Here is a 21,836-nt window from a genome sequence, read left to right as displayed (position 1 = left end):
GGCCGTCGAGAGACGGGAGGGGTGCACGAGCGAACTCGCACACCCCTCGTGTCGCGGGTCGGTGTCAGGCGGTGCGTCGGCGCCGAACGACGGCGATGCCACCCGCCGTCAGCAGCATCAGCGCGAGCGCGATCGCTGCGATGGGCAGCTCCGCTCCCGTGGCCGCCAGACCGCCGGATGCCGCCGTGATGCGGATGTCCGCCCACCCGAGCAGCGTGCCGTCGGCCGCGTAGACCGCGATCCGGTGTGCACCGAGCGCGGCATCCGCCGGGATCGTGACGTTCAGAGCGCCGGATGCCGAGAGCGATCCGGTCGCGATGCGCACCGGGTCGGAGTACATCCACACCGCGACGTCCTCGCCGGCGGCATCCGCTCCGACCGTGACCGTGACCTTCTGGCCTCGCGTCGCGACCGCCGGGTCGACCGTCACGCCGTTGCGGTTGCCGTCGACCAGATCCGTGCCGGGCAGCGGCGGCGTCTCGCCACCGGGGTTCTCCCCGCCGGGGTTCTCGCCGTCGACACCCGGGAGGGTCCCGACGCGCAGCGCCTCCGACGCGAAGCCGTCGGCGAACCACCAGACCGGGCGCTGACCGTCGACCGACAGCGAGGCCGGAGCCGTGGCGAAGCCCTCGTTGTTGATGTCGGGCATCCCGGCGGGGCGCGCGTAGTGCGCGACACCCGGCTTCGCGGTGCCGTTCAGGGTGATCTCGGCCGAGCGGCCCTGGCATCCGTCGTCGCAGACCGCCCACAGCGTGTTCCGCACGCCGTCGTAGTCGAGTGCCATGACCCCGGGGAGCCCGGGGGCGATCTCCGACACCAGCGTCGCCGTGCCGTCCGCGGCGAGCGCGAAGGCGTAGACGTGTCCGTTGTCCTCGACGGCGACGAAGAACAGCCCGTCTCCGTGCCCGGCGTATGCCGACGGGTCGTACGCGGCTCCGGTGTTGTCATCGAAGAGCTTTCCGGCGAGCGCCGCGTCAGGCACCCACTGGACGGCCTCCATGCCGAGGTTGGCTCCGACGGCCGGCAGCAGCGCGGTCAGATCCCACTCCTGCTCCGCGACGAGGTCTCCCGCCGCGGCATCCGGGGCCACCTTCAGCACGACGTTCTGGTTCACGCCCTTGGCGCTGTTGTCGCGTTCGGAGGCGACGTAGACCGCGCCTGCGCCGTCGACCGTGATGCCCTCGGTGTCAGGACCTGCGGCTCCCGGGCCCTCGGCGTCCTTCTGGAAGCGGACGCGCTTGCCGTCCTCCCAGCCGTCGACCTTCTCCACCGAGCCGTCGGAATGCGCCTCGAGCTTCCAGATGCGCCCTTCGCCGTTGTCGACCGCCCAGAGGAACACGCCGTCGGCGGTCTCCTGCACGTCGAGGCCCGAGCTGTCCTCGAGGAAGGTCGGGACGCCGTCGAGCGCGCGCACGTCGGCGGAGCCGGGCCACGGCGAGACCGTGACCTCGCCGTCGCAGACGTTCGCCGCGCCCTTCGTGGACTCGGTCGTGGTCGCGAAGACCCCGGTGGCGTCGGGGCAGCGGCCCCACGTGGTCGCCGCGTGGCCCTCACCCCAGGTGGTCTCGTCGATCAGCAGGTCTCCGTCGAACAGGCGCACCGTGTCGCCGCCGCCGAGACCGAAGCCCAGCTGCTCGCGCTCGACGACGAGGTATCCGCCGGCCGCGATCGAGGTGCCGGCGGGGATCGCATACGCGTGCGCGTCGTCATCGTCCTTCACGACGACGCCCGAGACGTCGAGGGCCGCCGTCGTCGGGTTCACGAGCTCCACCCAGTCGTCCGGGGAGCCGCCGTCGGACTCGACCTCGTTGATGCGCACGGGGTTGCCGCAGGCGTTGCGGAGTCCCTTGGTCGACACGGCCACATCGGCGAACTCGCCCGTGCCGTCGGCGCAGCGCGCCCAGACGCCCTCGGCGTGCGCCGCGTATACGTGCTCGTCGACCGTGTTCCCGTTGGCGTCGCGGATCGTCACGGTGTCGCCGTTGCCGAGCCCGAACACGAAGTTCGCGGGCTGGTCGAACACGAAGAAGGCGCCGGGCTCGAGGATCGTGCCGGCCGGAAGCGGCGTGGTCTCCGCGGCATGGCCGTTCGGATCGTTGTCCATCACGGACCACCCCGAGAGGTCGACCGCCGTCGCTCCGGTGTTGACGATCTCGACCCAGTCGGTGGCATCGCCGTTCGACTCGATCTCGTTGATGACGACGTCCGGCATCACGCAGGAGTTCGCCGCACCCGGGGTGGGGTGGGCCAGCAGGAACGCGCCCTCGCCGTCGGGGCAGCGTGCGAGCGTCGCTGCGGCGAAGTCCCCGTCGATGGCCGCGTGTCCGGACCAGGGCAGCGTGTCGTCGATCATCGTGCCACCGGCGTCGTAGAGACGGATGCGGTCGGCGCTGCCGATGCCGATCGGATCGCGGAATGCCGCTTCCGCGCCTCCGACGAGTCCGATCGTGCCCTCCTCCACGACGAGGAAGGCTCCCGCCTCGATCGTCGTGCCGGGCAGGAACTGCCAGCGGTGGTCATCCGAGTTGTCGCGGACCTCGTAGCCCGAGATGTCGAGTGCCGCGTCGCCGGGGTTGTGGAACTCCACCCAGTCGGCCGGCTGCGAATCCACCTCGTTGATGACGATCGCACCGTCGACAGGCGTCACCGAGCAGTCGTTGGCCGCACCGGGCGTTGCTGCCGTCGCGTGCGCCCACTCCCCGGTGCCGTCAGGGCACCGCGACCAGTCCGACAGCGGCGCGGTGTTCTCGTACGCGTAGGCGTCGATCTCCGCACCGGCCGGGTCGAACAGCACGACCTCGTCGCCCTTGCCCAGCCCGAAGCCGAAGTCGACATCCTTCTGAAGAACGAGGAACTCCCCCGGCGCCAACGACGTGCCTTCCGGCGCAGATCCGAACGCGTCGCGCTTCTCGTCGGAGATGTACCAGCCGTCGAGGGCGACCGACTCGGTGCCGGCATTGTAGAGCTCGACCTGATCGGCGAGACCGGTCGCTGCGTCGTCGTAGATGATCTCGTTGAGCACGAGACCCGCGGACGCGGTGACGCCCGGAGCCTCCTCGACGGGACGGATGCCGGGATCGGCGCCGACCGCGGCGACCGGGGTGGCGAGCAGGGCGGCGGCGCTGAGGGCGCAGACGGCCGTGACCGCCGCTGCGTAGTGCAGGCGGGGCATGGAGGACTCCTGGGTAGGGGTTCAGACGGGTAGGCCTCCAGACCACCGACTCCGCGTGGCCGCGCGGCGACTCGCACGTGCACGGGAGGTGAACGACGGGTGGCCGTTCACCTCCCGTGCCGCGTGGGCTCTGGCTCAGGCGATGCGGGTGCCCGGCGGAAGCCGTCGCGCCGGCGTGCGGGTGCGCGCCCACGCCCCGGCGAACAGGGAGCCGGCGATGACGAGCTGCACTCCCAGACCGACGAACCAGCTCGGCACGGTCGAGTCGAGGACCTCCTGCGGTGTCCGACCGGTGACGCCACCGCTCGGATCGCACTCGTCCCAGCGCTGCTCGAGGGGTGACAGCTGCGCGCTGCGCACCCCGTACTTGATCTGCCCGAACAGGTCGACGGGGTAGCCGTCGGCGGAGAGCTCGGTCGGGGTCGCATCCGCGAGCACCACGAACGGGTTGGCGGCGAGCGCCCACCAGACGAGATCGAACCGCGGCACCTCGTAGCTGTTGCTCTCCCAGCGCTCGCAGTCGACGTTCCCGGAAGAGTCGTACGGACGGTGATAGCTGGTCGCCTCGCCGCGCACCGCCATCCCGCCGAGGAGGAAGACGATGAGCGTGCCGATCACGAGCACCGACACGACGAGGTAGGTCGTCGCGACCGAGAACAGCGGACGCGCGAGCAGTCCGCTCAGTCCCACGCCGATCGCGGCGACCACGACGATCTCCACCGCGAGGACGAGGAGGGAGACGAGCAGGACGGCGGCGTTCGCTCCGCCGCCGAGCAGGGATAACGCGAGGAACGGCAACGCCACGACGAGGAACGCGCCGCCCGTCGCGATGGCGGCGACGAGCTTGCCGATCATGATGTCGCCGGTCGAGACGGCGGTGACCTGGACCGCGGCGAGCGTCGCGGCATCGCGGTCGCCGTTGATCGCGTTGCCGCTGAGCGTCGGCGAGACCAGCACCACCAGCAGCAGGACGATGTTGACGACGATCGAGTAGACCCCGGCTCCGACGGCGTCACCCCAGGAGTACACGGCGAACGCGAGCCCGGTGATGCCGAGCAGGACGAGCGCGAACACCCCGAGGAGGACGTACCAGCTGACGCTGCGCAGGCGCTGGGTCAGCTCGAGGCGGGCGACGGTGCCGATGTGCGCGAGACTCATGCGCCTGTCTCCGTTCCGGCCGGGGGCGGGGTGGGGGCGGATGCCGGGGGCTGCGGGAGGTTCAGGAACGTGTGTTCGAGCGCGCTCTGCGCGGGGGCGAACTCCGCCACCGGGAGCCCGGCCTCGACGAGGCGGCGCAGCGCCTGGGCCGCGCCGTCGTCGTCGGTGAAGCCGACCAGGACGGCGCCGCGGTCGGATCCGAGCGACTCGGGAGCGAGGCCCAGCAGGGAGGCGACCTGCCAGGCGTCGGCGTTCATCCGCTCCGGCGTCGCTCCGGCGAGGCGGACCCGCCATGCGCGCACCGACGCCTGGGCCGGGGCCGCGTCGACGACCGACCCGGCGACGAGGAACACCGCATCGTCGACGACCTCCTCCAGCTCGGAGAGGATATGGCTGGAGATCAGGACCGTGCGGCCCTCCGCCGCGAAACGGCGCAGCAGGACCCGCAGGTGCACACGCGCCTCGGGATCGAGACCGGATGCCGGTTCGTCGAGCAGCAGCACCTGGGGGTCGTGCACCAGGGCGCGGGCGAGGCCCAGCTTCTGCTTCTGTCCGCGGGAGAGCACCTTCGCGGGTGCATCGGCGAGGTCGCCGAGCCCGACGAGCGCCAGCAGCTGCTCAGCGCGGGTCGCCGCCTCGGGCTTCGGCATGTCGTAGAGGCGAGCCGTCGTGACGATGGTCTCCCGGGCGGTGAGCGACGGCCAGGCGCCGAGCGCATCCGGCACCCACCCCAGTCGCCGTCGAGCGGCGAGCGGGTCTGCGGAGGGGTCGACGCCGCCGATGCTGATCCGGCCGGTGTCGGGAGCGAGCAGGGAGGCGAGCATCAGAAGCAGCGTGGTCTTGCCCGCGCCGTTCGGCCCCACGAGTCCGGTGACGCGCCCCGGCTCCGCGCGGAGGGTGGCCGCCCGCACGGCCTGAACCGTCCCGAATGCTCTGCTGACGTCTTCCACGACGATTCCGGTCATGCGGTCAGTCTGCCATCCGGGTGCAGCGCGGCCCGGGAGCTCGGGGCGGATGCTCAGCCGGCTCGGATCGCAGGTGACACAATCGATCCATGCGCACGATCCTCAACATCATCTGGGTGATCCTGGCGGGATGGGCTCTGTTCCTCGGCTACATCCTGGCCGGCGTCCTGCTGTGCATCCCGATCATCACGATCCCGTGGGCGATCGCCTCGTTCCGCATCGCGCGGTACGCGATCTGGCCGTTCGGCCGCGAGGTCGTCAGCAAGCCGACCGCCGGCGTCGGGTCGTTCCTGGGCAACGTGCTCTGGGTGATCCTCGCCGGCTGGTGGCTCGCGATCGGGCACATCATCTCGGGTATCGCGCTGTGCATCACGATCATCGGCATCCCGATGGGCATCGCCGACTTCAAGATGGTCCCGGTCTCGCTGATGCCGCTCGGCAAGGAGATCGTCTCCACCCGCAGGGGCGCGTTCGACCGTACGCTCGGATCCTGACGCCGCGAGGTCAGCTGCGGAAGAAGCTCACGCCCAGGTCGGGGTGGTCGACGAAGACGCCGTCGACGCCCGATCGGGCGATCACGCCCCACTCCGACTCGTAGTCGCCGAAGGCTCCCTTGCCGCCGGGCCCTCGGAACTCCGCCGCGAGGAACGCGTTCTCCGGGCGGCATGTCCAGGTGAAGACCTTGAGCCCGCGCGCGTGCGCGTCCGGCACGATCGTGCTGCCGCGGGCGAGCAGCATCTTCTTGTTCACGCTGATCCCGTCGACCTTGCCGACCAGTTCGTCGAGGCCGTGCGGCGTGACCGTCGCCTTGTAGGTGAGCGCCTGCTTGCCCTCGGCGACGAGCAGGTCGTACGGGCGCCCCGCCGCCTCGATGAGATACACGTACGACGCGGAGATCCCGCGTGCGCGCAGCTGGCCGAGCACGGTGGACTCGAAGCACTCGATGATCAGCGGCAGCTCGCCGTCCGCCCAGCCCGCATCCCGGAGCTCCCTCTCGATGAGCGGTGCGAGATCCAGGCCGATGCTGGCGAAGTACGTCGCGTGTTTTACCTCGAGCACGACGCCGATCTCGCGGCCGTGCTCCGCCGACCCCTCGCGCACGATGTCGAGCACGTCGCGCAGACGCAGGATCGCCTGCGAGTCGTCGAAGCTCGCACTGGAGGCGCGCACCTCGGGCAGCCGCTCGCGCCCGCGCAGGGTCGACAGCTCCGCCCAGGTGAAGTCCTCGGTGAACCAGCCCGTCAGCGCCTGCCCGTCGACGCGCTTGGTCGTCTTGCGGTCGGCGAACTCCGGATGCCGGGCGATGTCGGTCGTGCCGGAGATCTCGTTCTCGTGGCGGACGACGAGGACGCCGTCCTTCGTGGCCACCACGTCGGGCTCCACCGCGTCGACGCCCATCGCCAGTGCGAGTTCGTAGGAGGAACGGCTGTGCTCCGGGCGGTAGCCGGGCGCACCACGATGCCCGATGACGAGGGGCGATTTCCTTGGCACGCTCTCAGCGTAGAACACCCCACACCCGCCACCACGCGGGTATCGTAGAGGAAAGCGACCTACGACCCCCTTTTGGAGTGAGGCCCACCAATGAGCAACTTCGCCTTCAACAACCCGGCGTTCAAGCAGCAGGATCCGCGCAATGTCGCGACCTACCCGGGCGGACCGCAGGCCGCTCAGGGTGCGCAGAACGCCTCCTTCCAGCACGCCACGATGGATGCCGCGGCCAACGCGCAGCTCGAGGGCATGTACGCGGCACCTCCCGCCGGCGCCATCGAGACCGACCGGATGTCCGTCGAGGACACCGTCTGGAAGACCGCCGGCCTGTTCGCCATCCTTCTCGTGACCGCGGCCGTCGGCTGGGTCTGGACGCTCGGCGGGGTCCAGATGAACCCGTACGGCGGCGTCTCGATGCTGCCGTGGATCATCGGCGCCCTCGGCGGCTTCGTGCTCGCCATGGTCATCACCTTCACGTCGCGCAAGAAGGTGCGCCCCGCGCTGATCTTCGCCTACGCGGCTTTCGAGGGCCTCTTCGTGGGTGGCATCTCGGCGTTCTTCGAGGTCATCTACCCCGGCATCGTCTTCCAGGCGACCCTCGCGACGGTCTCCGTCGTCGGCGTCACGCTGGCCCTCTTCGCCAGCGGCAAGATCCGCGCCTCGAAGAAGGCCACCAAGGTCTTCATGATCGCCATGGTCGGCTACCTCGTCTTCTCGCTGCTGAACCTCGTCCTGATGTGGACGGGCGTGCTGCCCGAGGGACAGGCGTTCGGCCTGCTGAGCGCGTCGATCGCCGGAATCCCGCTCGGACTCATCATCGGTGTGCTCGTCGTCATCATGGCCGCGTACTCGCTGGTGCTCGACTTCGACCAGATCCAGCAGGGCGTCCGCAACGGCGCTCCGCGCCAGTTCGGCTGGATGGGCGCCTTCGGCATCATGGTCACGGTCGTCTGGCTCTACGTCGAGATCCTGCGCATCATCGCGATCGTCCGCAGCAACTGATCACGATGATCAGCTGATCAGAGACCTCGTCGAGAGGCCCGTCTCCCTGGGGAGGCGGGCCTCTTGCCATACCCGGGGAGGTGCGCGCAAGGGGGTGTCCTCGCGGATAGTCGAACGGCATAGTCATCTGCGAGACCCGACACCACGGGTATTCGCAACACAAAGGAGCAGACCATGAGTTTCCTCGGATTCCTTCTTCTCGGCCTCATCGCCGGCGCCATCGCCAAGCTGATCCTCCCGGGCAAGCAGGGCGGCGGCTGGATCGTCACGCTCCTGCTCGGCGTGGTCGGCGCCTTCCTGGGCGGCTGGCTCGGATCCGTCATCTTCGGTGTGGGCCTGGAGGAGTTCTGGAGCCTGCAGACCTGGCTCCTCGCGATCGGCGGCGCCATCGTCGTGCTGCTGATCTACGGCCTGATCGTCGGCCGCGGCAGCAAGGCTCGCAACTGAGCGGATACTGACGCCCGCACAGCACCCCAGAGACCCGTCCCTCCGGCAGCATCAGCTGTCGGAGGGGCGGGTCATCTTTCGTGTCCGTGCGCCTTCCGATCCAGCAGCGCTCTCTCCCGGTCATTTCCGGCCAGCCCCGCTGCCACGGCGAACTCGCTCCGCGCCTCCTCCTCCCGCCCGAGACGCAGGAGCAGCTCGCCGCGCGTCGCGGGCAGCAGATGGTAGCCGCGCAGCACGCCCGACGACGACAGCTGGTCGATGATGCGCAACGCCGATGCCGGGCCCGTGGCCATCGCCACCGCGGCCGCACGGTTCAGCTCGACCACAGGTGAGGGGGCGATGCGTCCCAGCGCTTCGTAGAGCAGCACGATCCGGTCCCAGTCGGTGTCGTCGACGGATGCCGCGACGGCATGGCACTCGGCGATCGCTGCCTGCAGGCTGTAGGCGCCGCGACCGCGACCGACGGCATCCGCCGCAGCGAGAGCCGCACGACCCCGCGAGATGCGGCTGCGATCCCAGCGGCGCCGGTCCTGATCGGCCAGCAGCACGGGGTCGCCGTTCGCGTCCACCCGAGCGGCGAACCGTGCCGCCGTCAGCTCCATGAGCGCGAGCAGGCCGTGCACGTCGGGCTCGCCGGGCATCAGCGCCGCCAGCACTCTGCCGAGCCGGATCGCCTCGTCGCTGAGCTCCGGCCGCATCAGGTCCGGGCCGCTCGACGCGGCGTGCGCCTCGTTGAAGATCAGATAGAGCACCCCCAGGACGGCTCCGAGGCGCTGCGCGTGCTCCTCGCGGGGCGGCACCTCGAACGGGGCGTTCGCGGCGGCGAGCGTCTTCTTCGCACGGACGATCCGCTGCTGCACGGTCGCCGTCGGCACGAGGAACGCGCGGGCGATCTCCTCGCTCGACAGACCGGCGACGACGCGCAGGGTGAGTGCGACCTGCGCCTCCTTCGAGAGCACCGGGTGACAGGCGATGAAGATCAGGCGCAGGACGTCGTCGTCGACGGCATCCGGATCCCACAGCATGTCCCCCGCTTCCGCCTGCTCCCGCTCCAGGTCGTGGGCGAGCAGCGCGACGCGCTCGTCGAGCCGCTCGCGACGGCGCCACCCGTCGATGGCCTTGCGCTTCGCGACCGCGGTGAGCCAGGCCGCCGCGTTGCGCGGAACTCCCTCGACGGGCCACTGCCGCAGCGCGTCGACGAGCGCCTCCTGCGCGAGATCCTCCGCCAGGCCGAAGTCGCCGACGATGCGGGTGAGGGCACCGACGATGCGCGCGGATTCGATGCGCCAGACGGCGGCGACGGCGCGCTCCGTCGACCCCTGATCGGGGGCGGAACGCGCCGTCTCGCTGCGCGGGGAGTCGTCCATCACTGCTGTGCGCGCTGCGCCTGCTCGTCGCGCCAGCCCTCTTCCTTCTGGATCCACTCGTTGTCGGCGGGGAAGTCGGACATGTCGGTGACGCGGCGCACCTCGAGGAAGGAGCCGGGTCCGAGGGGTGCGCGGCTCGCCCACTCGGCAGCCTCCTCGCGACTGGAGACCTCGATGATCCAGAAACCGTTGAAGAGCTCCTTGGTCTCGCCGTAGGGGCCGTCAGTGATCAGGGGCGTCTCGGCGCTGAAGTCGACGACGAATCCCTCGGCGGCGTCGGTGAGGCCTTCACCCGCGGCCAGCACGCCGGCCTTGATCATGGACTCGTTGTACTTCCCCATCGCCTCGATGACCTCTTCGAACGGCATCTCCTTGAAGGACTCCACCGCTTCGTCGGTCGCGCGCATGATGAGCATGTACTTCATGATGTTCTCCTTGTTCGAGGGGCCGTCTCTCGACCCTCTCATCACAGACGTCGAACGGGAATGCCCCGGATCGACATCCTCGGGAGATTTTCTCGAGATTCTCTCTCGAGGCCGTTCCGGTAGCGCGCGGAGCTCAGCGGCGCGAAGGACGCGATACCGCGTCCCGGATCACCGCGGCGAGAGCGGCGAGGGAGTGCTCGGGGTTCCAGGCCGCTGCGACCGCGGGGGCCTCGGCGCTGAGCCGCGCGCGCCACTCGTCGTCAGTGAGCACGCGCCGCAGGGCGTCGCCCAGGGCGTCGACGTCGCCGCCGGGGACCAGGACTCCCCCGCCCTGCTGCAGCACATCGCGGATGCCGTAGCGCACGTCGTAGGCGATGACGGGCGCACCATGCAGCAGCGCCTCGACCACTCCGAGCGGCTGGCCTTCGAACGCCGTGGACGTCACGACGACGGACGCACGATCGAGCACCCGCCCCGGGTCGTCGGTGTAGCCCGCGAGCAGGATCCGCTCCCCCGCATCGAGCTCGTCGAGCAGGGTCTGGATCTTCTCGTGCTCGGCTCCCTCGCCCCAGATCTCCAGCCGGGCGCCCGGAACATCGGCGGCGAGGAATGCGCGGATCGCCTGATCGACGCGCTTGGCGGGAGCGAGCCGCCCGAGCACGACGACCAGGCCGTCCTCGCGCAGGTCATCCCGCCGCTCGACCGGTGTGATGGGGTTGGGGACGACGACGTGCCGCGCCGCGTCGCCGAACCGGGCCACCACGTCGTCGCGCTGCGTCTCGGTCGGCCACACGACCGCGTCGAACCGGTCGGCCAGCGCGAGCCAGCGCTTCCAGAACACGCTCATCGGCGCATCCGGCGTGTACGGCGCCTCGAGGTGGATGGTGTGGATCGGGTGGATGATGCGCACACGGGGATCCGACCAGTCCGCGACGAGCTCGCCGAGCTGTCGGGACTCGCAGATCACGACGATGCGGCGGTCGCCGAAGGACGCCGTGACGTGGTCGAGCCACGCACAGTACAGCCCGCGGAACCCGCGGACACCGCCCACGACCTCCCCCGATGCATCGTGGATCAGCACGGGCTGCTCGGTGAGATGCCAGTCGGGATTCCCGGGGATGACCGGCAGCGCCGCGAACGGGCGGCCGTCGGCGTCCTCGAGCACCCGGTACTCGATGCCGGGCTCGGGTGACGCCGCAGCATCCGCCGCCGCGAGGAGCCAGGCCGCCGCTCCCCCGCCGGGCGCGGCCGCCTCGTCGAAGAGATTGCGCATCCGCGACGGGTCGGTCAGCTCGCCGTGCTCGGCGAAGAACGCCCGGTGCTCCGCGTGCGCGGCCGCCGTACCGGGATCGAAGGTGAGCAGCTGCGGCCCACAGCCGTCGGCGACGCCGGCACGGGCCAGCTGCCGGGCGCGGGCCAGCGAGGCGATCGTGTATCCGCCGTCCCGACCCGGGATCAGACGGCTGGACAGCACCAGGTACTCGGCGTCGGGGAGCTCCCCGGCCGCCGTATCCGGGGACACGGCGTCCCCTACTCCCACTCGATCGTTCCCGGCGGCTTCGACGTCACGTCGAGCACGACGCGGTTCACGTCGCGGACGCCGTTCGTGATGCGGTTCGAGATCTTCGACAGCACGTCGTACGGCAGGCGAGTCCAGTCGGCCGTCATGGCGTCTTCGCTGGAGACCGGACGCAGCACGATCGGGTGCCCGTAGGTGCGGCCGTCGCCCTGCACGCCGACCGAGCGCACGTCGGCGAGGAGCACGACGGGGCACTGCCAGATCTCCTGGTCGAGGCCCGCCTTGGTGAGCTCCTCACGGGCGATGGCATCGGCCTCGCGCAGGATCTCGAGACGATCGGCCGTGACCTCGCCGATGATGCGGATGCCGAGACCGGGGCCGGGGAACGGCTGGCGGCCGACGATCGCCTCGGGGATGCCGAGCTCGCGGCCGATCGCGCGGACCTCGTCCTTGAACAGCGCGCGCAGCGGCTCGATGAGCTCGAAGTCGAGGTCGTCGGGAAGTCCGCCCACGTTGTGGTGCGACTTGATGTTCGCGGTGCCCGCTCCGCCGCCGGACTCGACGACGTCGGGGTACAGCGTCCCCTGCACGAGGAACTTCACGGGAGCGCCGCCCGAGGCCTTCGCCTCGGCGACGAGGTCGAGCTGCACCTTCTCGAACGCGCGGATGAACTCGCGGCCGATGATCTTGCGCTTCTCCTCGGGGTCGGTGACCCCCTTGAGGTGACCGAGGAAGGTGTCGGCGGCATCGACCGTGATGAGTCGGACGCCGGTGGATTCGACGTAGTCCTTCTCGACCTGCTCGCGCTCGCCCTTGCGAAGGAGCCCATGGTCGACGAACACGGCGGTCAGCTGGTCGCCGATCGCCTTGTGCACGAGAGCCGTCGACACCGCGGAGTCGACGCCGCCGGAGAGGGCCGAGATGACGCGGGCGTCGCCGACCTGCTCGCGGATGCGCTCGATCTGCTCGGCGATCACATTGCCGCTGTTCCAGTCGGAGGCGAGACCGGCGCCCTTGTGCAGGAAGTTCTCCAGCACGCGCTGGCCGTGGTCCGAGTGCTTGACCTCGGGGTGCCACTGCACGCCGTAGAAGCCGCGCTCCTCGTTCGCGAACGCCGCGACCTTGGTGGCGTCGGTGGTCGCGAGGACCTCGAAGCCCTCGGGAGCCTTGGCGACCTGGTCGCCGTGGCTCATCCACACGTTCTGCTCCGCCGGCTGGCCGCCGAGGAGGGTTCCGCCGTCACCCGAGATGACGGCATCCGTCGCGCCGTATTCGCGCAAGCCCGTGTGGGCGACCTCGCCGCCGAGGGTCTGCGCCATGTACTGGAAGCCGTAGCAGATGCCCAGCGTCGGGACGCCGAGGTCGAACACGGCCGGGTCGAGGCGCGGAGCGCCCTCCTCGTAGACGGACGAGGGCCCGCCGGAGAGGATGATCGCCACCGGGTTCTTCGCCGCGATCTCCTCGGCGGTGGCGGTGTGCGGCACGATCTCGCTGTACACACCCGCCTCACGCACACGGCGGGCGATCAGCTGCGCGTACTGCGCGCCGAAGTCGACGACGAGAGCAGGGCGCTGCTCGGTCTCGGAATGCTCGGTCAACGGACACCTTCCGGGGCATTGTTCGGGTGGGTCGCTGAGCTTGTCGAAGCGTCTGCGGCCTCCCTGGTGGCGAGATAGGTCTTCACGTCGCGGGCGACGATCGTCTCCATGATGAACGAGAGCAGCGGGATCACACCGCCGAGCGCGAGCAGGATGAAGCGGAGGAACGGCCAGCGCATCAGGCTCCACATGCGGAAGCACGCGAACAGGTAGACGACGTAGAACCAGCCGTGCGCCACGAGGATGAACAGCGACAGGTTGAATCCGTCGCCCGTGGATTCGAGGCCCTCCGGGCCCTCGACGACCGGAGCGAACCAGAGCGGTCCGCCCGAGCCCCCGGCGAAGAGTTCGAGGTGGATCGGCGTGTACTTCAGCACCATCTCGGCGACCAGCAGGAGCAGCATGACTCCGGTGATGATCGACGCGATCTGGTAGAACTTCAGCGCACCGCGGATCGCCGGAAAGCTGGCGACTTTCGGTTCGGGCATGAGTCCAGTCTAGACGGCGCGCGAACGGTCCGATTCAGGTGTCGGCACCGCCTCCGCGCGTGCACGACTTCGGAGATCGAAGGCGAATCCCCGGGCGTCCGGTCCGTTCCGGCGGCGTGTCGGGCCCCATCTCCGCGGTTGTGCACGGGATGCCGCTCAGGGCGCCGGCGGACGAGCGACCAGCAGCTCGCCGTCTCCGCTGACCTCGAGACGGCCCGCGGCTGCGGGGACGAGCACCGTCGCGCCGGCGGCGAGCTGCTGCCCGGCGAGATCGACCGTTCCGCTGACCACGACGACGATCGCGAAGCCCGGCTCGACGACGGCAGCGCCGTGGACCGGCATCCGCTCCAGGCGGAAGTACTCGTCGGCATCGCGGGGGAACACCGAGCCCGACGGCGGCGCCGCATGCACGAGCGCTCCCATCTCGGCGAGACTCCGCGCCGTCCTGGTCACGGCGGCGAGCGCGAGGTCGAAGCCGAGGCCCAGGTGCCCGTGCTGAGGGCCGTCGATCTCGAACCCCTCCCACTCGAGCAGGATCGACAGATCCTCGGGCTGCTGCAGCTCGACGAGGAGCACGCCGGCGCCGATCGCGTGCAGCTCTCCCGGCGGGACCCAGACGACGTCGCCCGGCTGCACCTCGACGGCGTGCAGAAGGCCGAGGAGCGTATCGACGTCCTGGCGCGCGACGAGATCGGCGAGGGCCTCGACCGCCACATCCTCGCGCAGCCCGACATGGACCGTGCCGCCCTCGAGGATGTACCACGCCTCGGCCTTGCCATGCGCACGGCCGAGGTGCGAGGCAGCGAAGTCGTCGTGCGGGTGGGCATGCACGGGCAGGCGCTGACCGGCGTCGAGGAGCTTGACCAGCAGGCGGGCGTCGGAACCCCAGCGCCGCGCGTGACGCTCGCCGAGCCACGCGACCGGATCCGCGTCGATCGCGTCGCGGAGCAGCCGCCCGTCCGCGAGGCTGGTCAGGCCGAGGGCCTCCTCGCCACGGATCGTCGTCGTGGACCCGACCCAGTCCTCCGGCTCACGGGGAGCCGCCGCCGCTTCCCCTCGGAACGCGGAGATCCGGGCGCCGCCGCGGTAGAAGCGTTCCGGTGGGCGATTCGAGGGGATGATGATCGGTTTCACTGCTGTTCTCCGTTCCGGGCGTGGGCCGCGAGGAATCCGCCGACGAAGGTGTCACCGAGGCCGATGGTGGTGGGCGATGCGACATCGAGGGCGAACGCGGCGACGCCGACGGCATCCGGGGTGGTTTCTTCGATCGCACGGACGAGCGAGACTCCCCCGCCGTGCCGCTTCATGGCGGCCGTCGCGTCCGCGTCGGCGGCGGTGAACCCGTCTCCGAGACGATAGCGGGTCGCGGCCACCCGCACCGCGCTCTCCAACGCCGGACGATGCCGCGACGCGTCGGGTCCGACCGCGAGCGCCCAGTAGCGCGTGTGCACCACGAGGGCGGGCACGGGGATCAGCCGGTGGATCTGCCCCAGCGCCGCGGCGACCTGCGCCGGATCGAGCAGATCGACAGCCCGGCCGAGATACTCCTGCAGCTCGTCCTCGTTCATGCCGTACACGTGGATGTGCGGCAGCAGCCGCGCGCGCACCGTCTCGGCGAACGCGCGGGTGTAGAAGCCGGCGTCCTCGTAGTACACCAGAGCCCCCGCCGCAAGGCGCGCCATCGCGGTGAGGAGCTCGCTGAGTCTCCGCACCAGCAGGTCGTGGTCCTGCATCGTGTTGAACCCCGAGATGAGGAACGCGGAAGCCTCCGCGAGCGCCTCGGAGAGGCCTGCGGCGATCGCCATCGTCCGATTCGGCGGATCGTTGGCGAAGATGAGCCGATTGGCCCCGGACGAGACCACCTCGCCGTCGGTCAGGCGCACACGCGCCCCCGCCGGATACTGCACGATCAGGTGCGGATCCAGCGTGTCCCCGTCGGCGGACGACAGGATCGTGATCCTGTCGGGAAGAAGCCGACGCACGTTGTCGTCGATGCTCACCAGATGCTGCACGCTCGGGATGCCGAGACCGTCGAGCACGAGACCGGCGCGGACCCCCGTGCCGCCCAGGGTCACGTCGTAGACGAAGTGCGCGGCGAAGCGCTCGACGACCTCGGAGGAGGCGACGAAGCGCTCCGCCCCGATCCCCTCTGCGGCGAAGGCGAGCACGGCGACCAGGAGAGAGCGCTCGTCGACGATCGGCCCCGTCGTGGTGAGGTCGCCGACGCCCACCTCATGCGCGCCGGCGAGCCGTTCGAGCACCGCGGAGTCCCACCGCAGCTCGTAGTCGACCGTGCCGCCGAGCCCGAGCACCAGCTGCCTGCCCACATCGCCGATCATCCGTCGAGCGCCCTCCCCGTCGATTCGTGCGTCAGTACAGGCCGGCCTTGCCGTCGGCACCGAACAGCTTGATCTTCTCAGCCGCCGTGGCCTTCATGGCGGCGATCGGCTCGGGCTGGATCGCGTTCGGCTCACGCAGACGCTCGTCGGTGCCGAGGATCTCGCGCATGCGGTTGTGGTACGCGACCTTGATGTCGCTGGAGATGTTGATCTTGTTGACGCCGAGCTCGACGGCGCGGCGCAGCTCGGAGTCGGGGTTCGACGATCCGCCGTGCAGGACGAGCGGGATGCCGACGGCAGCCTTGATCTGCTCGAGCAGATCGTGACGCAGCTCGGGGTTCTTCTCGGCCGGGTAGAGCCCGTGCGAGGTGCCGATCGCGATGGCCAGGCTGTCGACGCCGGTCTCCTGCACGAAGCGCACCGCGTCGTCGGGGTTGGTGTAGATGATCTCCGCCGCACCCGACTCGCCGTAGCTGTCGTTCGCGCCGATCGTGCCGAGCTCGCCCTCGACCTGCACGCCGACGGCGTGCGCGGCCTCGACGACCTTGCGGGTCAGCGCGACGTTCTCCTCGAACGGCAGCAGCGAGGCGTCGATCATGACCGAGGTGAAGCCGGCCTGGAACGCCGTGATCATTTGCTCGTACGTGCCGCCGTGGTCCCAGTGGATCGCGACCGGGACGCTCGCCCGATGGGCACGCGAGCGCATCGCGGTGATCAGATCGGTCGTGATGTGCGAGACCTCGTCGGGGTGGATCGCGATGATGACCGGGGCGTTCAGTTCCTCGCTGATGTCGATGATGCCGGTGAACATCGCCCAGTCGCTGATGTTGAACGCCGGGATCGCGAAGTTGTTCGCATTGGCGACGTCGAGGATGGATTTGCCGGTGTAGAGCACGTGTTTCTCCTGTTTCGTGGTGGTCGTGGGTCCGGTCGGACGGAGGTCAGCTCTTCACGGAGCCGGCGGTCAGCCCGCTGATGAAGTAGCGCTGGAAGAAGAGGAAGAGCAGCAGCACGGGGATCGAGCCGAGCACGCTCATCGCCATGATCTGGTTCCACTCGTAGGAGTGCTGTCCCATGAGGAGCTGGATGCCGATGGGGACGGTGCGCATGTCGATCGTGCGCGTCAGGGTCAACGCGAACAGGTACTCGTTCCACGCGATCATGAAGGTGTAGATGCCGACCGAGACGATGCCGGGGACGGAGATCGGGACGAGGATCCGCCAGAGCGCCGTCATGGAGCCGGCGCCGTCCACGCGCACGGCCTCGTCGAGCTCGCGCGGCAGGGTGTTGAAGTAGCCGGTCATCATGATGATCGCGTACGGCAGAGTGAACACCATGTACGTGAGGATCAGGCCCGCATACGAGTTGTAGAGGCCCAGCGCCACCATGAGGCCGAAGTACGGGATGAGCAGCGTGATGGGCGGCACCGCCTGCACGCTCACGATCACCACGTTCAGGATGCGCTTGCCGCGGAAGTCGAACCGGCTGAACGCGTAGGCCGCCTGGATCGCGACGATCAGGGTGAGCACGGTCACCGCACCGGCCACGATGTAGCTGTTCAGGAAGAACCGCATGGTCTCGGGGTTCGTGAAGATCGCGATGTAGGCGTCGAACGAGAACGTGTCGGTGAGCAGCCGCGGGGGCAGCTCGAAGATCTGGGTGTTGGACTTGAACGAGCTGGACAGCATCCAGAGCACGGGTCCGGCGGCGAAGACCGCGCCGATGATCAGGCCGATGGACACACCCGCGGTGGCGACCCGGCGCTTGCCCTTGACGGTGAGAGCCATGGTCAGTCCCTCGCTTTCTGGTGACGGACGTAGAACACGGCGAGCACCATCGACATCAGCAGCACGAGGACGGCGGAGGTCGCGGCGAGCGAGAAGTCGTACTTGGCGAACGCCAGCTTGTACGTGAAGGTGCTGAGCACCTCGGTCACGTCGATCGGACCACCGCCCGTCGTCATCCAGATGAGGGCGAACTGCTGAGAGGTCCAGATCAGGTCGAGCAGCACGAGGCTGACGATGATCGGCCGCAGCTGCGGGATCGTGACATTCCAGAACCGCTGGATGGCGCTCGCGCCGTCGACGGTCGCCGCTTCGTTCAGCTCACCGGGGATGCCCTGGAGCCCAGCGAGCAGGCTCACCATGAAGAACGGGTACCCCGCCCAGATGTTGATGAACGTGATGGTGCCGAGCGCGAGCTGCGGCGAGGCGAGCCATTCGATGTCTGTGTTCAGCAGGAAGTTGATCACACCGTTCGGAGCGAGCAGCATGCGCCAGAGCACGGCGATCACCGCGACTGTGAAGAGCCACGGAAGGACGTAGAGGGCCCGGAAGATCGCGCGGGCCGCATGGTGGAGCAGCGTGCTGTTCAGCATCATCGCGAAGCCGAGCCCCAGGATGAGGTGGGCGATCACACTGCCGATCGTGAAGACGAGGGTGTTGCCGGTCGCCTTCCAGAATCCGGGATCGCCGAGGATCTCGACGAAGTTCGCGATGCCGACGAACTCGGGCGACTTGTTCAGGATGACGTTGTCCTGGAACGAGTAGCCGATCACCATGATGATCGGCACGATCATCAGCACGAGCAGCAGGATGATCGTGGGCGACAGGAAGGCGTAGGACTCCGTGGTCTTGCGCAGCTGACGTCGCCGGCGCGACAGCGGCACTCCCGTGACGATCACCTCGGTGTCGTCGGTCGTTCTCAGGCTCATGGGAACCGGTGCTCCTTGGTTGGTCGGGTGCCGCACCGCAGTGGCGATGCGGCACCCCGTTCATGCGGGAGGCGGGAGGCGGGAGATCAGAACTCCGCTTTCCAGGCCTCCTGTGCCTTCTTGAGCGCATCGTCGATCGACTGCTGACCGTCGAACGCCGACTGCAGCTGCTCGCCGAGCTGACGCATGAGCTCTTCCGCGACAGGAAGACCCGTGAACTCGTTCGCCGGGTAACCCGCCTGGTAGATCTCGAACGCCTTCTTGAACAGCTCGTCGTCCTCGACGAAGGCCGGGACCGATTCCGAGTTGCCCGGGAACGCGTTGGCCATGGTCGAGAGCTCCGAGTTGGTCTCCTCGCTCATCAGGAAGGAGACGAGCTTGAAGGCGGCGTCCTTGTGCTCCGAGTTCTCGGCGACGCCGATGCCCCAGGATGCGTACGGGATGCCTCGTTCTCCGTCGTAGCCGTCCTCCGCGGGGAGCGCGGAGATGGAGAACTTCAGGTCGGGGTTCGTCTCTCGGATCAGGTTGATGTGCGCGAGCGAGTCGATCATCATGCCGGCACGGCCGTTGGTGAACTCCTCGACCTTGTCCTGCTCCTTCATCGTGAACGATCCGGAAGCGATGACGCCGTCGTCCCACAGGCCGCCGATGTACTCGACAGCCGAGGTGACGTCGCCGTTGGTCAGGTCGGGCTGCCCGTCCTTCAGCATCGAGCCGCCCGACGCCCAGACCCACGACATCACGTCGTTCTGCACGCCGTTCGGCGTCTCGAGCGACAGCGGGAGCACCCAGCCGGAGACGTCTCCGCCGAGGGCTGTGACCTTGGCTGCGGCATCCGCGAACTCCGTGCGGTTCGTCGGCGGCGCGGTGACGCCGGCCTGCGCCAGCAGGTCGTCGTTCGTGAACATCGGATAGACGAAGTTCACGACCGGGATCATGTAGGTGCTGCCGTCGACCTGGATCTGGCTGGCCAGCTGACTGTCGTCGTAGTCGTTCTCCTTCATCAGCGCGGTGAGATCGGCGATCACACCCTGCGAGGCGAAGTCGTTCACCCAGGCGCCGTCGAGTCCGACGACGTCGGGCATGGTGCCGGATGCCGCTCCGGCGAAGAGCTGCTCCTTGGTCGACGCGTACGGACCGCTGACCAGTTCGACCGTGATGCCCGGGTTCGCCTCCTCGAACTTGTCGATGAGCGCGCGGAACTCGCCGTCAGGCAGCTCCGGCTCCCACCACTGAGCGAACTCGATCGTGACATCCTCGCCGTCGCCGCCCCCGTCGCCTGAGGTGCTGGGCGTGCAGCCCGCCACCGCCAGAAGGGCAACCGTCGCGGTCGCGGCGCCGACGATCATTCGGGTTCGTCCGCGCCCTCGTCCCACTGTGCTCATCACTTCTCCTCTTCGAGATCGTGCCGCATGACGCGCTTCAATGCTTCTTCATGCGGTTTTGAGCCATGTTATGCCGACATCTGCGTGATCGTCAAGGGCAACTTTGTCGCATTTCCTCCTGCCTCTCCCAGAATCACAGGGATTTCCTGCACCGATCGCCGGTGTCGCTGATGTGCGTCTTTTTGCATGACTATGCGGTGTTGGTCTCTCGAATGTGCTAAAGATGAGGTCATGGATGCTTCCGGAACGGCGCGACGCCGCCTGCCTGCGGGCAGAAAAGCCGACCTCGCCAGCTACGTCGAGCAGACCGGGCAGGTGACGGTCAGCGATCTCGCCGAGCACTTCGGCGTCTCGATCGACACGATCCGCCGCGACCTCGACCAGCTCGACCGCGAGGGCGTGCTCGTCCGCACCCACGGCGGGGCGGTCAGCTCCGCGAGCGGCCCCCTCAAGGACCGCGCGCTCGACGTGCGCATGCGCGTGCAGACCGAGGAGAAGGAGCGGATCGCGCGCGTGGCGGCCGGGCTCGTCGAGGACGGCTCGGTCATCATGCTGAACGCCGGCACGACGACCCTCGCGGTCGCACGAGCGCTGCGGAATCATCACGACCTCACGATCGCCACGAACAACCTCCGCATCCCGGGCGAGCTCTCGCCGTCGGCCTTCCGCGACCTGTACGTGTTCGGCGGAGCCGTACGCTCGATCACCCAGGCGACCACCGGACCGGTGACGTTCACCATGACCCCCGGCGGACCGGAGGTCGACATCCGCTGCGACCTGGCACTCATCGCGGTCGGCGCGATCGACGAGGCCGGATACTCGACCTCGAACCTCGGCGATGCGGCCATGATGTCCGAGATGATCCAGCGCGCGGAGCGGACCGCGATCCTCGCCGACTCCACGAAGCTGGGTCGCCGCTTCTTCGCGCAGATCGCGCTGCTCGACCGCGCCGACTACCTGATCACCGACGCGCCGCCGCCGGCGCGCATCGCCGCCGCCCTCGCGCAGGCCGACGTGCAGGTGCTCACTCCCTGAGTCGACGACGCCCGGGCAGACGCGGATCGGTCAGGATTCGAGAAGTGCCGCCCGCTGCTGCTCCGTAGCGTCGATGACATGAACACGATCATCGATTCCGTCACCCTCGACGTCGCCGACCTCGAGGCCGCACAGTCCTTCTACGCAGACACGTTCGACCTCGGCGATCGTCTGCGATTCCGCACCTCGGATGCCGAGACATCCGGGTTCCGCGGATACACCCTCTCGCTGGTGGTCTCGCAGCCGGGGAACGTGCACGCCCTCGTCGACGCCGCCGTCGCCGCGGGAGCCAGCGTGGTCAAGCCCGTCGCGAAGTCGCTCTGGGGCGTGGGCGGCACCGTGCAGGCGCCGGACGGGGCGATGTGGAAGATCGCCACTTCGTCGAAGAAGGACACCGCTCCCCCGAGCCGCTCCGTCGACGAGATCATCCTGCTCCTCGGCGCCGAGGATGTCGTCGCCTCGCGGACGTTCTACACGGAGCGTGGCATCCCCGTCGCGAAGAGCTATGGCCGCAGCTACGTGCAGTTCGACACCGGGACGAGCCCGATCGGACTCGGGCTCTACCGCCACGCCTCGCTCGCGAAGGATGCGGGCGTGCCCGCTGCCGGCTCCGGATCGCACCGGCTCACCGTCAACGGCGCACTCGGGACCGCGGTCGATCCCGACGGCTTCGCCTGGGCCCCGGTGGAGGTGTACTCCTGAACGACGGAGGCCGTCGGGATCTCTCCCGACGGC

General features: G+C 69.1%; 20 protein-coding genes. 5 read left to right on the top strand and 15 right to left on the bottom strand.

What is annotated here, in order from left to right; translation table 11 throughout:
- Positions 1-64: 64 nt before the first annotated feature.
- The 3 genes from DC434_RS07320 to DC434_RS07310 all read right to left on the bottom strand — a co-directional run bounded on the left by DC434_RS07320 (position 65) and on the right by DC434_RS07310 (position 5,295).
- Positions 65-3,172 carry a lamin tail domain-containing protein gene (locus DC434_RS07320; protein WP_116634605.1) on the bottom strand — a complete coding sequence of 1,036 codons (3,108 nt, stop codon included), beginning with the start codon at positions 3,170-3,172 and terminating at the stop codon, positions 65-67.
- Positions 3,173-3,307: 135 nt separating this feature from the next.
- Positions 3,308-4,330: an ABC transporter permease gene (locus tag DC434_RS07315; RefSeq protein ID WP_116634604.1), complete on the bottom strand. Its 1,023-nt coding sequence runs from the start codon at positions 4,328-4,330 to the stop codon at positions 3,308-3,310.
- Positions 4,327-5,295 (bottom strand): ABC transporter ATP-binding protein, encoded by a 969-nt coding sequence (locus DC434_RS07310; protein ID WP_116634603.1) that lies wholly within the window; start codon positions 5,293-5,295, stop codon positions 4,327-4,329. Before DC434_RS07310 ends, DC434_RS07315 begins: the two co-directional genes overlap by 4 nt.
- 89 nt (positions 5,296-5,384) lie before the next feature.
- Between DC434_RS07310 and DC434_RS07305 the strand changes: the two genes are divergently transcribed.
- Positions 5,385-5,789, top strand: coding sequence for a YccF domain-containing protein (locus DC434_RS07305; RefSeq protein ID WP_116634602.1), 405 nt, complete (start codon positions 5,385-5,387; stop codon positions 5,787-5,789).
- Positions 5,790-5,799: 10 nt separating this feature from the next.
- Here the strand turns inward: DC434_RS07305 and DC434_RS07300 are convergent, their stop codons facing one another.
- Entirely contained in the window at positions 5,800-6,786 is a 987-nt protein-coding gene (locus DC434_RS07300; protein ID WP_116634782.1) for a glycerophosphodiester phosphodiesterase family protein, read from the bottom strand.
- Between the two features lie 90 nt (positions 6,787-6,876).
- Here DC434_RS07300 and DC434_RS07295 point away from each other — a divergent pair, with 90 nt between their 5' ends.
- A complete protein-coding gene (locus DC434_RS07295; protein WP_116634601.1) occupies positions 6,877-7,785 on the top strand; it encodes a Bax inhibitor-1/YccA family protein in 909 nt (302 codons plus the stop codon).
- 174 nt (positions 7,786-7,959) lie between these two features.
- Positions 7,960-8,232 (top strand): GlsB/YeaQ/YmgE family stress response membrane protein, encoded by a 273-nt coding sequence (locus DC434_RS07290; RefSeq protein ID WP_116634600.1) that lies wholly within the window; start codon positions 7,960-7,962, stop codon positions 8,230-8,232.
- Positions 8,233-8,303: 71 nt separating this feature from the next.
- Here the strand turns inward: DC434_RS07290 and DC434_RS07285 are convergent, their stop codons facing one another.
- The 11 genes from DC434_RS07285 to DC434_RS07235 all read right to left on the bottom strand — a co-directional run bounded on the left by DC434_RS07285 (position 8,304) and on the right by DC434_RS07235 (position 20,066).
- Positions 8,304-9,599, bottom strand: a complete 1,296-nt coding sequence (locus tag DC434_RS07285; RefSeq protein ID WP_116634599.1) for an RNA polymerase sigma factor — start codon at positions 9,597-9,599, stop codon at positions 8,304-8,306.
- Positions 9,599-10,024 carry a YciI family protein gene (locus DC434_RS07280; protein WP_116634781.1) on the bottom strand — a complete coding sequence of 142 codons (426 nt, stop codon included), beginning with the start codon at positions 10,022-10,024 and terminating at the stop codon, positions 9,599-9,601. The genes DC434_RS07285 and DC434_RS07280 overlap by 1 nt, the downstream gene beginning before the upstream one ends.
- 133 nt (positions 10,025-10,157) lie before the next feature.
- Positions 10,158-11,546, bottom strand: coding sequence for a glycosyltransferase (locus tag DC434_RS07275; RefSeq protein ID WP_243408850.1), 1,389 nt, complete (start codon positions 11,544-11,546; stop codon positions 10,158-10,160).
- Between the two features lie 8 nt (positions 11,547-11,554).
- Entirely contained in the window at positions 11,555-13,141 is a 1,587-nt protein-coding gene (gene guaA, locus DC434_RS07270) for a glutamine-hydrolyzing GMP synthase (RefSeq protein WP_116634597.1), read from the bottom strand.
- Positions 13,138-13,629 (bottom strand): DUF3817 domain-containing protein, encoded by a 492-nt coding sequence (locus tag DC434_RS07265; RefSeq protein WP_116634596.1) that lies wholly within the window; start codon positions 13,627-13,629, stop codon positions 13,138-13,140. The genes guaA and DC434_RS07265 overlap by 4 nt, the downstream gene beginning before the upstream one ends.
- 156 nt (positions 13,630-13,785) lie before the next feature.
- Positions 13,786-14,763 (bottom strand): class I mannose-6-phosphate isomerase, encoded by a 978-nt coding sequence (locus tag DC434_RS07260; RefSeq protein WP_116634595.1) that lies wholly within the window; start codon positions 14,761-14,763, stop codon positions 13,786-13,788.
- Positions 14,760-15,968 (bottom strand): ADP-dependent glucokinase/phosphofructokinase, encoded by a 1,209-nt coding sequence (locus DC434_RS07255; protein WP_243408849.1) that lies wholly within the window; start codon positions 15,966-15,968, stop codon positions 14,760-14,762. The genes DC434_RS07260 and DC434_RS07255 overlap by 4 nt, the downstream gene beginning before the upstream one ends.
- Positions 15,969-15,999: 31 nt before the next feature.
- On the bottom strand, positions 16,000-16,863 hold the full coding sequence (locus DC434_RS07250; protein ID WP_116634594.1) for a ketose-bisphosphate aldolase: 864 nt from the start codon (positions 16,861-16,863) through the stop codon (positions 16,000-16,002).
- 46 nt (positions 16,864-16,909) lie between these two features.
- On the bottom strand, positions 16,910-17,755 hold the full coding sequence (locus DC434_RS07245) for a carbohydrate ABC transporter permease (protein ID WP_116634593.1): 846 nt from the start codon (positions 17,753-17,755) through the stop codon (positions 16,910-16,912).
- 2 nt (positions 17,756-17,757) lie between these two features.
- Complete coding sequence (locus tag DC434_RS07240; RefSeq protein ID WP_116634592.1) at positions 17,758-18,681, bottom strand: sugar ABC transporter permease; 924 nt, start codon at positions 18,679-18,681, stop codon at positions 17,758-17,760.
- 86 nt (positions 18,682-18,767) lie between these two features.
- Positions 18,768-20,066 (bottom strand): sugar ABC transporter substrate-binding protein, encoded by a 1,299-nt coding sequence (locus DC434_RS07235; RefSeq protein WP_116634591.1) that lies wholly within the window; start codon positions 20,064-20,066, stop codon positions 18,768-18,770.
- A 231-nt stretch (positions 20,067-20,297) separates the two neighbouring features.
- On the opposite strand from DC434_RS07235, the gene DC434_RS07230 reads away from it, so the two are divergent.
- Entirely contained in the window at positions 20,298-21,101 is an 804-nt protein-coding gene (locus DC434_RS07230) for a DeoR/GlpR family DNA-binding transcription regulator (RefSeq protein WP_116634590.1), read from the top strand.
- A 78-nt stretch (positions 21,102-21,179) separates the two neighbouring features.
- Positions 21,180-21,803 (top strand): glyoxalase, encoded by a 624-nt coding sequence (locus DC434_RS07225; RefSeq protein ID WP_116634589.1) that lies wholly within the window; start codon positions 21,180-21,182, stop codon positions 21,801-21,803.
- Positions 21,804-21,836: the final 33 nt, after the last annotated feature.

This window comes from Microbacterium sp. TPD7012 (assembly GCF_003075395.1).
In the GTDB taxonomy this organism is placed as follows: domain Bacteria; phylum Actinomycetota; class Actinomycetes; order Actinomycetales; family Microbacteriaceae; genus Microbacterium.
This window is presented reverse-complemented; position numbering and strand designations above follow the sequence as displayed.